This window comes from Armatimonadota bacterium (assembly GCA_031081585.1).
GTDB classification, from domain to species: domain Bacteria; phylum Sysuimicrobiota; class Sysuimicrobiia; order Sysuimicrobiales; family Humicultoraceae; genus Geohabitans; species Geohabitans tengchongensis.
Genome location: JAVHLY010000001.1, coordinates 145,982 through 159,621, shown reverse-complemented (window position 1 = coordinate 159,621; position 13,640 = coordinate 145,982). Strand labels below are relative to the sequence as shown.

At 74.0% G+C, this 13,640-nt stretch carries 12 protein-coding genes and 1 riboswitch; of the genes, 7 read left to right on the top strand and 5 right to left on the bottom strand.

Going from position 1 to position 13,640, the window contains the following annotated elements; all coding sequences use genetic code 11:
• The 4 genes from RB146_00720 to RB146_00705 all read left to right on the top strand — a co-directional run.
• Nucleotides 1-333: transcriptional repressor (locus RB146_00720; protein ID MDQ7827503.1), on the top strand; the 333-nt coding region annotated here is incomplete at its 5' end.
• On the top strand, nucleotides 330-1,310 hold the full coding sequence (locus RB146_00715; protein MDQ7827502.1) for a zinc ABC transporter substrate-binding protein: 981 nt from the start codon (nucleotides 330-332) through the stop codon (nucleotides 1,308-1,310). The genes RB146_00720 and RB146_00715, both read left to right, overlap by 4 nt.
• A complete protein-coding gene (locus tag RB146_00710; protein ID MDQ7827501.1) occupies nucleotides 1,307-2,080 on the top strand; it encodes a metal ABC transporter ATP-binding protein in 774 nt (257 codons plus the stop codon). Before RB146_00715 ends, RB146_00710 begins: the two co-directional genes overlap by 4 nt.
• Before the next feature lie 2 nt (nucleotides 2,081-2,082).
• The gene (locus RB146_00705) at nucleotides 2,083-2,892 is read left to right on the top strand and encodes a metal ABC transporter permease (protein ID MDQ7827500.1); all 810 of its coding nucleotides are present in this window, start codon (nucleotides 2,083-2,085) and stop codon (nucleotides 2,890-2,892) included.
• A gap of 36 nt (nucleotides 2,893-2,928) precedes the next feature.
• Here RB146_00705 and RB146_00700 read toward each other — a convergent pair whose 3' ends face one another.
• From RB146_00700 to RB146_00685, 4 genes are all read right to left on the bottom strand, one after another.
• A complete protein-coding gene (locus RB146_00700) occupies nucleotides 2,929-4,251 on the bottom strand; it encodes a hypothetical protein (protein MDQ7827499.1) in 1,323 nt (440 codons plus the stop codon).
• Between the two features lie 83 nt (nucleotides 4,252-4,334).
• Nucleotides 4,335-5,003 carry a prepilin-type N-terminal cleavage/methylation domain-containing protein gene (locus RB146_00695; GenBank protein MDQ7827498.1) on the bottom strand — a complete coding sequence of 223 codons (669 nt, stop codon included), beginning with the start codon at nucleotides 5,001-5,003 and terminating at the stop codon, nucleotides 4,335-4,337.
• The gene (locus RB146_00690) at nucleotides 4,984-5,358 is read right to left on the bottom strand and encodes a hypothetical protein (protein ID MDQ7827497.1); all 375 of its coding nucleotides are present in this window, start codon (nucleotides 5,356-5,358) and stop codon (nucleotides 4,984-4,986) included. The genes RB146_00695 and RB146_00690 overlap by 20 nt, the downstream gene beginning before the upstream one ends.
• 88 nt (nucleotides 5,359-5,446) lie before the next feature.
• The gene (locus tag RB146_00685) at nucleotides 5,447-5,920 is read right to left on the bottom strand and encodes a hypothetical protein (GenBank protein MDQ7827496.1); all 474 of its coding nucleotides are present in this window, start codon (nucleotides 5,918-5,920) and stop codon (nucleotides 5,447-5,449) included.
• Nucleotides 5,921-5,998: 78 nt separating this feature from the next.
• Nucleotides 5,999-6,086, bottom strand: a riboswitch (cyclic di-GMP riboswitch).
• A gap of 147 nt (nucleotides 6,087-6,233) precedes the next feature.
• Between RB146_00685 and RB146_00680 the strand changes: the two genes are divergently transcribed.
• From RB146_00680 to RB146_00670, 3 genes are read left to right on the top strand one after another with little or no spacing between them, the layout of a single operon-like run.
• Nucleotides 6,234-7,988, top strand: coding sequence for an NAD+ synthase (locus RB146_00680; protein ID MDQ7827495.1), 1,755 nt, complete (start codon nucleotides 6,234-6,236; stop codon nucleotides 7,986-7,988).
• Nucleotides 7,985-10,474: a glutamate synthase-related protein gene (locus RB146_00675; protein MDQ7827494.1), complete on the top strand. Its 2,490-nt coding sequence runs from the start codon at nucleotides 7,985-7,987 to the stop codon at nucleotides 10,472-10,474. Before RB146_00680 ends, RB146_00675 begins: the two co-directional genes overlap by 4 nt.
• Nucleotides 10,471-13,134, top strand: coding sequence for a glutamate synthase (locus RB146_00670; protein MDQ7827493.1), 2,664 nt, complete (start codon nucleotides 10,471-10,473; stop codon nucleotides 13,132-13,134). The genes RB146_00675 and RB146_00670 overlap by 4 nt, the downstream gene beginning before the upstream one ends.
• 16 nt (nucleotides 13,135-13,150) lie before the next feature.
• Here the strand turns inward: RB146_00670 and RB146_00665 are convergent, their stop codons facing one another.
• Nucleotides 13,151-13,507 carry a DUF4383 domain-containing protein gene (locus tag RB146_00665; GenBank protein MDQ7827492.1) on the bottom strand — a complete coding sequence of 119 codons (357 nt, stop codon included), beginning with the start codon at nucleotides 13,505-13,507 and terminating at the stop codon, nucleotides 13,151-13,153.
• Between the last annotated feature and the right edge of the window lie 133 nt (nucleotides 13,508-13,640).

Sequence of the window (13,640 nt, the reverse complement as noted above, 5' to 3'; positions counted from 1 at the left end):
ACCGCCGAGGAGATCCACCGCCGCGCCCGCCGGCTCCACCCGCGGGTCGGACTCGTCACCGTCTACCGCACGCTCGACACGCTGGTGCGGGGGCGCCTGGTGCGGCAGGTGTGGTTGGGCGACGGCCCGGCACGGTACGAGCCGGCGGGGCGCGGCCGGCACCACCACCACCTGGTCTGCCTCGCCTGCGGGACGATCCGCCCGCTCCGCGCCTGCCCCCTGCCGCCCATCGACGGCCGGCGGGTCCGCGGGTTCCAGGTGACGGAGCACGCGCTGGAGCTGTTCGGGTACTGCCGTCCCTGCCGGGGGCGACGCCCTGAGGCCGGAGCATGAGCGAGCGCGCGTCCAGCCGGACCGTCGGATGGTCACGGCCCGCGCTGGGCCTGGTGTTGCTCCTGGCGCTGGCCGCGTGCGCCCGGCCCGCCCCACGCGGCGGAGGCGTCCCGGTGACTGCCTCCTTCGACACCCTGGCGGAGTTCGCCAGGCGCGTGGGCGGCAACCGGATCGACGTCACCACACTGGTCCCGCCCGGCGCCGAGCCGCACGACTACGAGCCCTCACCCCAGCAGCTGGCCCGGGTGAGCCGCACCCGCCTCCTCATCTACAATGGGGCCGGCTTCGAACCCTGGGTGGACCGGCTGCGGCGCGACCTCCCGGACGATGCGGTCGTGGTGGAGACGACCGCCGGCCTGCCCCTCCTCCGTGCAACGCCCCATGAGGACCCGCACGCGGGTGCGCCGGCCGGCGGGCGCGGAGCGGCCGGCGAGCGCGGGCCGGCCCAGGCCGTCGACCCGCACGTCTGGCTCGACCCGGTGCTGGCGCAGCGGCAGGTGGCGGCGATCCTGCGCGGGCTGCAGGCGGTCGACCCGGCCGGCGCGGACCTGTACGCACGGAACGCCACCCGCTTCCAGGCCGAGCTCGAGGCGCTGCACCGCCGGTACGCCGCCACGCTGCGCGACTGCCGGCGCCGCACCTTCATCACCACCCACGGCGCCTTCGCCTACCTGGCCCGCCGCTACGGGCTGCGCATGATCGCCATCACCGGCCTCAGCCCCGAGGCAGAACCCTCCCCTGCCCGGCTGCGCGAGTTGGTGCGCGAGGCGCGGCGCCACGGCGTCCGGGTCGTCTACACCGAGACCCTGCTGAGCCCGCGCCTGGCCGAGACGCTGGCCCGCGAGGTAGGGGCCCGCACGCGCGTCCTCAACCCGCTGGAGGGGCTGACCCCCGAGGAGCGCCGGGCCGGGCGCACCTACCTCACCGTCATGGCGGAGAACCTCCAGCACCTGGCCGAGGGGCTGGCGTGTCGATGAGCGCGCCCTGGCGCCACGCCGACCGCCCGCCCGTCGCCGAGGTCGAGCACGTCTGCGTCGACTTCGGCCGCGAGCGGGTGCTCGACCGGGTCTCGCTCACCGTACGGGCCGGAGACGTGCTGGGGCTGATCGGCCCGAACGGCTCCGGGAAGACGACGCTGCTGCGCGTCCTGCTGGGGCTGGTGCGGCCCCAGTGCGGGCACGTGCGCCTCTTCGGGCAGGAGCTGCCCGCCTTCACCGGCTGGCACCGCGTGGGCTACGTCCCGCAGAAGGCTGTGGCCTTCGAGGCCCGCTTCCCCGCCACGGCCCTGGAGGTGGTGCTGAGCGGGCGCTGCGGGCGGCGGGGGCTCGGGCGGCGCTTCCGCCCGGAGGATGTGGCCGCCGCGCGCCGCGCCCTGGCCACCGTGGGCATGCAGGCGCATGAGGCGCAGCCGGTGGGCCGCCTCAGCGCCGGGCAACAGCAGCGGGTCTTCATCGCCCGGGCGCTGGCGGGCGAGCCCGACCTGCTGGTGCTGGACGAGCCGACGGTGGGCGTGGACGTGGAGGCGCAGGAGCAGTTCTACGGCCTGCTGCGCCGGCTCAACGAGGAGCGCGGCACCACCATCCTCCTGGTCTCGCACGACATCGGGGTGGTGGCGCGCGAGGTCACCCAGCTCGCCTGTCTGAACCGCACCCTGGTCTTTCACGGCCCCCCCGAGGAGGCGCTGCGCTCCGGGGCCCTGGCCCAGCTCTACCGCCCGGAGAGCTGGGTGGTGGCGCACACCCACTAGCCGTGCTCCCCGAGGTCCTGCAGTACGGCTTCATGCAGCGGGCGCTGCTGGCCGGCGCCATGGTGGGGACGGTGGCCGCCGTGGTGGGGGTCTTCCTCGTCCTGCGCCGCCTCAGCCTGATCGCCGACACCCTCTCCCACGTGGCGCTCGCCGGGATCGCCGCCGCCCTGCTCGCCGGCATCTACCCGGTGGCGGGAGCGCTGGGGGCCGCGGTCCTCGGAGCTCTGGGGATCGAGCGCCTGCGCAGCCGCGGGGGCCTGTTTGGCGAGGCGGCCCTGGCGGTCTTCCTCTCGGGCGGCTTCGCGCTGGCGGTGGTGCTGCTCGGGCTGGCCGACGGCTTCACCGTCGACCTCTTCGCCTACCTCTTCGGGGCGCTGACGGCCGTCCAGCCGCTGGACCTGTGGGTGATCCTCGGGCTCGGCGTGCTCGTGCTGGGGACGGTGGCGGCCTTCTACAAGGAGCTGTTCACGGTCACCTTCGACGAGGAGGCGGCGCGCGTGCAGGGTCTCCCCGTGGACGCCCTCAACCTGCTCTTCACCGGGCTCGTCGCGCTGGTCATCGGCGTCACCATGCGCATCGTCGGGGTGCTGCTGACGAGCGCCCTCATCGTCCTGCCGGCGCTGACCGCGTTGCGCCTGGCCCGCAGCTTCCGGCGCACGCTGATCCTCGCCGTGGCGGTGGCCCTCCTGGCGGTCGTCGGCGGCATGGTCGCCGCCTTCTACCTCGATCTGGCCGCCGGGGGGACGATCGTGCTGCTGGCCATCGGCACCTTCGCCGCCGCGAGCCTCCTCCCCGCCCGGTTGCGCGGGTGAGACCCGCTGGCGGGGGGAGTGCCGTGAGCAGGGCGCTCAGGGCAGGTCCTGCCAGGCGATCAGCCGGGTGAACCCGAATCCGACATTGAGGGCGGTGGCGTCGAAGGTGAAGGCCGTGCTGCGGTCGAACTGCACCCGGCCGGCCAGGATGGCCCCGTTGCTGAGCTGGGCCTGGTCCATCTGCACCGTGCCGTTGGGGACGATGAACAGCCCGCTGAGCTGCCCGGTCTGGTTGAAGGCCAGCGCGGGGGTGGGGTTCCCATTATTGCAGCTGAGGACGACCAGGCGCTCCGCCTGGACCAGGTCCAGGACCCCGTCGCCGTTGGCGTCGTCCGGGCTGCCGTTCTGGTCGGCGTCCACCAGGCCGAAGCGGGCCTGCTGGTTCAGGACCATCTGGCTGTTCACGGAGAGGCGCACCCGGCCGGGGCCCTGCACGATGAAGCGCGTGCGCTGCCCGGCCGTGAGCGTCTCCAGGTGTACCTCCAGGACCTCGCCTGGGGCGGTGGTCTGGAAGACGATCGTCGTGTCGCGCTCGGTCGCCAGGTTCCGCAGGCTGCGGGCGTTGGCGGCGGTAAAGGTGAAGGTGGCGCCCGGGGGACCGACGGTGACGTCGGTGGTGCCCGGAGTGCAGACAAAGGTCTGCCGCACCTCGGTGCGGTTGGGGCAGACCGACCCGGGGGCCTGGCCAGGGTTGACTGTCCCCTCCACCTGCTCCACGGGCGTCTTGCAGTCTGCCGCCGCGCTGCAGGTGATCGTCCCGACGGCGTAGGCGTTGCCCGGCTGGCTGCCGTCCGGGGCCCGTCGGATCCGCGCCGGGTTGGTCCGCGGGCCTCCGACCATGAGGTCGGCCTCGCTGCCCACATTCCCCTGGACGGTCACGCCCTGGTCGAGCGTCACGCCCTCGTACCCGCACACCGCGTGCCGGAAGAAGGTGTCCTGCTCCAGCACCGCCTCCAGGACGCGCTGGCCGAGCGCCCCCGCCCGGGTGGGGACAAAGCCTTCCGCCCGCACCAGCCGCCGGTGGGACGGGGGCGCGGTGGCGCACGCATCAGGCCCCACCGGCCTGCCATCCACGCAGCGCACCTGCACGGTGAACTCCCCGACCGGCTGACCCCCCGCGGCCAGGAGCGACTGGGTCACGGGGCCCGCAAAGGTGGCGGCGTCCACCTGGCGCAGGCGGGCGGCGGCCCAGTTGAGCCCGCCCTCCGCGACGAGGAAGGCGTTGGCGCCGTAGCGGTAGCTGATGCTGCCCGCCGCCTCCCCCAGGAGGCTGTTCAGCACCCCCGCCCCGATCACCAGGACGACGAGGATGATGAGCAGCGCCACCAGCGTCAGCGCGCCCCGCTCGTCACAGGCCACGCCGCCGGACCGGGGCCCGGCGCCCCGCCGCGGCTCCCGCCGGAGGCGCGTGCGGGAGCGGCCGGCCGGGCCAGCAGGCGGCTTCATCGATTGCGCAGCCAGACGTGCGTGCTCCATGTCTGGGTCGTCGGCCCCTGGGCGCCGGTGTCCGCCTCCAGGCGCACCTGGACGCGCACCGTCCGGATGGCGCGGATGCCCGCCACCGTGGTCAGGGCGGCGGCCCCGAGGGGGGTGCCGGCGGCGTCGTAGTAGTCGAAGTCCAACGACTGCACGTGCAGGTGCCGGACGTCGGTGAGCGGGGCCACCACCGGTGACGCCCCCACCGCGCAGGGGATGATGGTCTCCTGCAACACGGTGCGCCCGCCCACCGTCGCCAGGGTGAAGCCGCGCGTCTCGGGGGCCCCGTCGTTGTCCACGTCCGCGTTCACGTAGAGCTGGGTGTCGGTGGGGCGGTAGGCCGGGTCCTGCGCGGCGATGGGGTCGCGGCAGCGCGCCACCGGGCTGCTGCCGTCGACGCGGAAGCCGGCCTGGCGCACCCGGTCGGCCACCCAGGCCACGATGAGCCGCCCCTGCGCCTGGTTGCGGATCCAGCTCGAGGTGAAGAGCTTCGAGCGCACCGCCGAGCCGATCGTCAGATGGATGGAGGTGAGCGCCAGCGCCATGATGGCCATGGCGGAGATCACCTCGAGGAGCGTGAACCCCTCCTCGCCCCTACGGCGCTGCGCCGGCGGGTCACTCCAGGTCTGCCACATAGGTCGCCGACCGGAAGAAGAGGCGCGCGGCCCGGACGACCTCGATGGTCACCCGCTTCGTGCGCGGGAGGGGCACGTCGGCCTCCACGGTGATGGTGGCCTGGGTGAAGGCGGCGGGGAGCGCCGGTTCCAGCGCGGTGCACCCGGCGGCGCCGGGCGTGCGCGTGCGCGTCCCGGCGGCCAGGCAGGCGTGGCCGTAGCCCAGCGCCCGCAGGTAGTCGAGCTCGGCCTGCACCCACGCGGCCGCTTCCCCGTGCACGCCGGCGGTGCGGGCCTGGCTGACGCCGGCGAGGAAGATGTTCATCACGGCCAGCGTGACGAAGGCCAGCACGCTCAGGCCGACGATGATGTCCACGAGGGCGGCTCCGCGCTCACGCGGCCGGCCAGGTCCCCGCTGGAGATCCCCCACCGGCTCCCGGGAGCTGGCGGAACGCCGGGCACCCTCAGGGGCCAACGGTGATCGCTCCGGTGACCGGGGCGATGGTGACGACCCGGCTGGCGCCGCGGGACGGGTGCGTCACGGTGACCTCGGCAGCGGCGGTGATCAGGGGCACCCCCAGCGTGTTGAACTGGAGGGTATTGCCGGGGAGGGTGGTGGCGAGGTCCAGGGGAACGGGCAGGGGCTGGCGACGCAGGGTGGTGCCCCCGATCTGCGTGGTGTAGCCCGCCGGCGCCGCACCGGCGCGCGGCGTGAAGGTCACCGTCACGACGGCACGGCGCGAGATGCCAAGCTGCTGGGCCGCCCGCACGTCGTTCACCAGCGTCTCCGTCCAGCCGGTGAGCTGGCGGTCGGCCAGGTGGGCCCGCACCGAGACCACCGAGGTGGCCAGGACGAGGAGGAGCAAGGCCACGGCGACGCCCAGCTCGAGCACCGTGACGCCGCGCTCGGAGGCGGCCGCCCCCGGTGTGCTGCGCATCGCCGTCCCTCCTCCCCCAACATGCCGGCGGCGCGGGATCCGCCGGGACCCCGCGCCGCACACCTCGTCGGAGCCCTCTTCGGCGGCCCGGCTGGCCTCCCGGATCGCTCCGGGAGGCCCCGTGGCTTTGCGTCCTCGAATCGCTTCGAGTTTGCCCTGTCGGAGAGCCTGTCCGTATTGTGCCGAGACCTTCACCAGGATTCTGCCCCCATCCGGGCGCCCTTAGACCCGCGCCGACCGGCCCGCCGCCGCCGCCCCGGCGTCCTTGACACCCCCCGGGCTCGGTGCTAAGACGGGGGCCGGAGAGCCCACCGTGCGCATCGTCCTGGCCCAGATCAACCCGATCGTGGGCGACATCGAAGGCAACGCACGCCGCGTGTGCGAGCGCATCGGGCAGGCGGCGGCGCTCGGCGCGGACCTGGTGGCCTTCCCCGAGCTCGTCCTCACCGGCTATCCCCCCGAAGACCTGGTGTTGCGTGCCGACTTCGTCGCGGCCAACCGCCAGGCGCTGGAGGAGGTGGCCCGCGCCGCCCGCGAGGTGGCCGTGGTCGTGGGGTTCGTGGACGCCGCCGACCACCTCTACAACGCCGCGGCCCTGTGCTGGGACGGGCAGGTGGCCGGCATCTACCACAAGCACCGGCTGCCCAACTACGGCGTCTTCGACGAGCGGCGCTACTTCCACCCGGGCCGTGCCTGCCCCGTCTTCACCGTGGCCGGCCAGCCCATGGCGCTGACCATCTGCGAGGACATCTGGGCGCCCGGCGGGCCCTGCCAGGCCGGCGCCGCCGCCGGGGCGCTGCTGCTGGTGAACATCAACGGCTCCCCCTACGACCGGGGGAAGTGGCGGCTGCGCGAGGAGATGGTGGCCACCCGGGCGCGCGACTACGAGGTGGCTATCGCCTACGTGAACCAGGTGGGCGGCCAGGACGAGCTGGTCTTCGACGGCATGAGCTTCGTGGTGGACCACCGCGGGACGGTGCTGGCCCGAGGGCCGCAGTTCCAGGAGGCGCTGGTCGTCTGCGACGTGCCGCTGGACGAGGTGCGGCGGGCGCGCCGCCTGCCGCCCACGCCGCTCGGGGAGGAAGAGCCGCACATCCCCACGCCGCACGTGCCGGTCTCGACCGCGCCCCGGTACCCCTCGCGCCCACCAGTGGAACCGGCGGTGGCTGCGCCGCTGGCGCCGCTGGAGGAGGTCTACCAGGCCCTCCTCCTGGGCACGCGCGACTACGTGCGGAAGAACCGCTTCCGCGACGTCGTCGTGGGGCTCTCCGGCGGGGTAGACTCGGCGCTGGTGGCCACCATCGCCACGGACGCCCTGGGCCCCGAGCACGTCCACGTGGCCTTCATGCCCTCGCCGTACACCTCGGAGCAGAGCCACCGGCTGGCCCGGCAGGTGGCGGCCAACCTGGGGCTCCGCCCGGTGGAGCTGCGCATCGACGAGGTCTTCGCCGCCTTCCGCCGGACCCTGGGGGAGGTCTTCGCCGGCCGCCCCGAGGACGTGACGGAGGAGAACATCCAGGCGCGCATCCGCGGCACGCTGCTGATGGCCCTCAGCAACAAGTTCGGCTGGCTGGTCCTCACCACCGGGAACAAGAGCGAGCTGGCCGCCGGCTACGCCACGCTCTACGGCGACATGGCCGGCGGGTTCGCCGTCATCAAGGACGTGCCGAAGACGCTGGTCTACGCCCTGGCCCGCTGGCGCAACGCCCGGGGCGCCGTCATCCCCGAGGAGGTGCTCACCCGCGCCCCGTCGGCGGAGCTGCGCCCCCACCAGACCGACCAGGACACCCTCCCGCCCTACGAGCTGCTCGACCAGATCCTGGAGCTGTACGTGGAGCAGGACCTCTCACCAGCCGAGATCGCCGCGCGCGGCTTCGACCCGGCGGTGGTGGCCCGCGTCGTCACCATGGTCGACCGGAACGAGTACAAGCGCCGCCAGGCGCCGCCGGGGGTGCGCATCACGACGAAGGCCTTCGGGCGCGACCGCCGCCTGCCCATCACCAACTGGTACCGCCCGCCCATCCCCGCCCCGGCCGCCTCGGAGGGAGGTCCACCCTCCGCTCCGTGAGGGACCTGCCCGGCGGACGCTACCACATCGAGACCCACCCCGCGCCTGCACCCTTTCCTGCACCGGCGGCGTTCCGCCTGGAGGGCGGAGACGAGTACGTGAAGTACGGCCACGCCCCCTTCGCCAGCGGCGGCGCCGGCGACCCCTACTGGACGGCCGAGATCATCACCCAGACCTGGTTCATGGCCGAGCGCGGCCGCATCCCCATCTCGGGCGCGGGGTACGGCGGGCCCTTCGCCGGCCCGGGCTTCGACGGGATCTGGCTGGACATGTCGGAGATCGTGCGCCCCACGCGCGACGGCATCCACGGCCGCGAGTACATCTCCACCGCCGTGGACGTGGGCCGCCGGCCCGAGGTGGTGCGGCTCGACGCCCCCGACGCGCTGCCGCCCTGCCTGACCCTGCCCTTCCCCGTCCTCTTCAACCCCTACCCCCTGCCGCTGGAGCGCCGGACGCCGCTGCTGTCCGTGGCCGCCGCGGCGCAGCGCCTCGGGACGGTGGCGCTGCTCGAGCCGGAGCAATGGGCCGACGACCTGGCCCCGTTCACCGAGGCCCTGGGGGTGCGCGTGCCGCTGCGGCACCTGGAGGCGCTGCGCCCCCTGTGGTCTCGCGTCCCCTACCTCGAGGTCGACGGCCCCGCAGATCCCGGGGACCTCGAGCGGGTCGAGGCGCTGGTCGCCGCCGCCCATCCCGGGGCCGTGGTGGCCTGGCGCCTGCCGCTGGACGCCACCACCCCCGAGCGCGCCCTGGCCTTCGTGCGCGCTGGCGCGGGCGTCCTGCACCTGACCGCCGACGAGTACGGCCGCACGCCGGCGGGGTTCCTGGCCGACGCCCTGCGCGCCGTCCACCGCCGCCTGGTGGCGGAGGGGCTCCGCGACCCGGTCGCGGTGGTGGCCAGCGGCGGGATCGCCGCGGCCGAGCACGTGCCCAAGGCCATCGTCTGCGGCGCCGACCTGGTGGGCATCGACTTCACGCTGCCGGTGGCGCTGGGGTGCGCGCTGTGGGCGGACAAGGGCCACTGCGCCGCCGAGGCGGGGGAGTTCGATGTGGCGTGGGGGGCGCAGCGCCTGGTCAACCTGATGGCCGCCTGGCGCGACCAGCTCCTGGAGTGCCTCGGGGCCATGGGCCTGCGCGAGGTGCGGCGGCTGCGCGGGGAGGTGGGACGGGCCATCTTCTACGCCGAGGAGGAGGCCGAGTTCCGCCGCCTCGTGCCTGCCGTCGAGGGGCCCCTGCGCCCCGGGACCTCCCCGGACGGGGAGCGGCCCACCATGGGGGACCTGCGCTGGCCGCCGGAGCTGCTGCAGGGCACCTGGGCGATGGCGGCCACGGGGCGGCCCCCGGCGCACGGCGAGTACACCGTGGGCCGCTCCGGCGGCGGCTTCGACCGGCTGCGGTTCGTCTTCGAGGTCGACCCGGCGTGGCAGCCGCCGGAGCGGGTCGACCCCGAGACGGTGGACCTGCGCCTCGCCCTCAACCGCCGCGGCGACGGTCCCCAGCTCGTCCTGCCGCTGCCGGTCTACGGCGGCGGGATGTCCTTCGGCTCGGTGAGCCTGCAGACGATGCTCGCCCGCGCCCGGGCCGCCCAGCGCATCGGCACCTTCACCTCCACGGGCGAAGGCGGCTACCCCGACGAGCTCGTCCCCTACCAGGACCACATCATCACGCAGGTGGCCACGGGGCTCTTCGGTGTGCGCGAGGAGACGATCCAGCGCGCCCGCTTCGTCGAGTTCAAGTACGCCCAGGGAGCCAAGCCGGGCCTGGGCGGCCACCTGCTCGGCGGCAAGGTCACCGAGGCCGTGGCGGCGATGCGCGAGTCGGTGGCCTGGGTGAGCCTCTACTCGCCGTTCCCCTTCCACAGCGTCTACTCGGTGGAGGACCACAAGAAGCACGTGGACTGGATCCGCCAGGTCAACCCGGAGGCCATCGTGGCCGTGAAGGTCTCCACGCCCACCGACGTGGACATGGTGGCCGTGGGGATCTACTACGCCGGGGCGCACGTCGTCCACCTGGACGGCGGGTACGGCGGGACCGGGGCGGCGCCGGAGATCGCCAAGAAGAACATCGCCATGCCCATCGAGTACGCCATCCCCAAGGTGCACCGCTTCCTCGTGGCCGAGGGGATCCGCGACGAGGTGGTGCTGGTGGCCTCGGGCGGCATCCGCACCCCCTACGACGCGGCCAAGGCCATCGCGCTGGGAGCCGACGGGGTCGTGCTCGGCATGGCCGAGCTGGTGGCACTGGGCTGTACGCGGCTGGGCGACTGCGAGAAGGGGAAGGGGTGCCCCTTCGGCATCACCACCACTGACCCGGAGCTGAGCCGGCTGATCGACCCCGACTGGGGGGCCGAGCGCATCGCCAACCTCTACCGCGCCTGGGCGATGGTGCTGCGCGACATCCTCAGCCGGCTGGGGCTGCGCCGCGTGGAGGCACTGCGCGGGCGGACGGACCTGCTGCGCTACCTGGTGGAGCCGGGGGCGGCGTCGTGACGGTGGCGACGGTGCCGGTGCGGGGAGCGGCCGCGGGCCCGCAGGACGCGACGGCGCGGGTGCGGGCGCTCGTGGCCGCGCGTCGGGCGCTCGGCCCGGTGCCGGTGCCGCCGCGGCCGGCCGAGGCGGAGGGCGGCTGCGGGGTCGTCGGCCTGGCCGCCTCCGTCCCGGTGCGCGGCCGGCACGTGCTGGCCCCCTGCCGACAGATGCACAACCGCGGCAACGGCAAGGGGGGCGGGCTGGCCGCCTGCGGCCTCGTCCCCGAGGAGGTGGGCGTGGACGCGCGCACGCTGGCCACCCACTACCTCATCCACGTCGCCCTGCTCGACCCCGAGGCCCTCGGCGAGGTGGAGCGCCAGTTCCTCCCCGAGCTCGCGGTGGTGCAGGGCGGGCGGTTGCCCACGGTGGACGACTACCGCGACGTCCCGGGGCTGACCGTGCGCCCGCCCGACGTGTGGCGGTACGTGGCCCGCGTCCGCCCCGAGGTGCTGGAGCGCTTCGTGGCGGCGCGGGGCCTGGAGGGGCTCGACCCGCAGGACGCGGAGGACGAGTGCCTCAGCCAGTGGGCCTTCCGCCTGAACCGGGCCCTCTACGGGGACGGCAGGATGCGCGCCTTCGTCCTCTCCTACGGACGGGACCTGCTGGTGCTGAAGATCGTGGGCTATGCCGAGCAGGCCTTCCAGTACTACCGCCTGGAGGAGCTGCGCGCCCACGTCTGGATCGGACACCAGCGCTACCCCACCAAAGGGCGCGTGTGGCACCCCGGAGGCGCCCACCCCTTCGCCGCGCTGGACGTGGCGCTGGTGCACAACGGCGACTTCGCCAACTACCACGCCGTCGGGGAGTACCTGGCGCAGCGGGGGCTGTACCCGCTCTTCCTCACCGACACCGAAGTGGCGGTCCTCCTCTTCGACCTGTGGGCGCGCACCTTCCGCTACCCGCTGGAGGTCCTGCTCGAGGCCATGGCGCCCACCACGGAGCGGGACTTCCTCCTGCTGCCTCCCGCCCGCCGACAGCTGTACCGGGCGGTCCAGCGCGCCCACCTGCACGGCTCGCCGGACGGGCCCTGGTTCTTCATCGTGGCCCGCACCGTGCGCGGCGGGGGACCCTGGCAGCTCATCGGCATCACCGACACCTCCATGCTGCGCCCGCAGGTCTTCGCGCTGCAGGACGGCCTGGTCCAGGTGGGGGTGATCGCCTCGGAGAAGCAGGCCATCGACGCCGCCCTGGCCAGCCTGGCCCAGGAGGACCCCCGTGTCGCCCCCCTGGCCGACCGGTACTGGAACGCCCGCGGCGGCTCCTACACCGACGGCGGCGCCTTCGTCTACACCGTCGAGCGCACCGGCGAAGCGGCGCACCTGGTCTGCACCAACAAGTTCGGGGAACCGGTCACCGTCCCGCCCGGGCAGGTCCACTACCTGCCCACCGTGCGCCTGGTCGTCCGCCGGGCCGCCGGGGCCGGCCACGTAGTGGGCGATGGCGAGGGCGCCGCGGGCACTGGCGGTGGGCGCGCGCGGCCGGCCGAAGGCGGCGAGGCGCTGGAGGCCGAAGTGGCGCGCCGCCGCATGGCGGAGTGGTCCTACGCCGACTTGGTGGAGTGGCTCGAGGCGGTGCAGCGCTTCGCCCTCCTCGACCCCGCCGCGCTGCGCGGCGCGGTCGGCCTGCTCACCGAGCTGCTGGACGGCGTCTACCCCACGGGGCGGAAGAAGCCCGCCTCGGTGCGCGCGCTGCTCCAGGGCACGCTCTTCACGGTCCTGCGCGCCGTCCCTGAGGTGTGGGACGGGGTGGTGCGCCTGGCCTGGCCAGCGCGCCACCGGCTGGCGCACCTGCGGCCCCGGGAGACGTGGCCCGAGCCCCTGCTGCTGGTGGACGCCGTCGGATTCCCCTCGGAAGGCCCGTCCAGCCTGGCCCGCGCCCTGGTCGAGGCCTACCGCCTGGGGTGGCGGCGGATGGTCGTCTTCGACGTGCGCGGGCAGCGCTTCATCGGCTGCGGCTTTGGCCCGCACAGCGACGGGGTGCACCTGGACGTCTACGGCAGCCCGGGCGACTACCTGGCCTCAGGGCTCGACGGGATGACGGTGGTCGTGCACGCGAACGGGCAGGACCAGCTCGGCCAGATCCTCAAGCGCGGCCGGCTGGTGGTGCACGGCGACGTCGGGCAGACCTTCCTCTACGGGGCCAAGGGCGGCGAGGTCTTCGTGCGCGGTTCCGCCGCCGGCCGGCCGCTGATCAACGCGGTGGGACGCCCCCGCGTGGTCATCAACGGCACGGCCCTCGACTACCTGGCGGAGTCCTTCATGGCCGGCATCCCCACGCAGGGGGGCGGCTTCGTCATCCTCAACGGGATCACCACCGCTCCCAACGGGACGCTCGTCGACCTGCCCACCCCTTATCCGGGCGGCAACCTCTTCTCGCTCGCCTCCGGCGGGGCCATCTACCTGCGCGACCCCCACGGCCGCTGCGACGAGCTCCAGCTCAACGGCGGCCGCTACGCCGACCTGACCCCCGACGACTGGACGGTGATCCTCCCCTACCTGCAGGAGAACGAACGCCTTTTCGGCATCCCCGTCGACGCCCTGCTCACGGTGGACGGCGTGCGCCGGCCGCCGGAGCGCGTCTACCGCAAGGTCGAGCCGCGCGAGCTGGCCGTGCTGCGCTGAGGAGGCGCGAGGCGGCTCAGGCCGTCGCGGGCTTGTACATCCAGCCGGCCCACACCCCCACGACGCCGTAGATGAGGTGGACGATGTTGTCGGCCGCCGCCAGGCCGCTCGGCAGCAGGTTGAAGAGCTTCGGGAGGAAGAAGCCCACGACCCCGATCACCAGGAAGACCACCCCGAAGATCTTCGCCCAGGTGCTGGCCTGCGCATCGGTGCCGCTGAAGCCGACGTACGCCAGGATCGCGCCCACCACGAGATGGATGAGGTCTTCGATGATGTCCGAGTTGAGGATGAAGACGCGCCCCGTGAAGAGGCCGATGACGCCCAGGACCAGCAGGATGATGCCGCCCCACATGGCATAGGTCTTTGCCGACATCCACTGCGGCCTCCCTTCTTGGGCTGGCTGCCCGGCTGCTGACCGATCCCTAACACCTTCTCGATCCGTCGCCGCCTCCCTGCTGTCCCCCCGGCCTCCCGATGCGACGCCCGCCCGCTTCGGCCACGCTGTC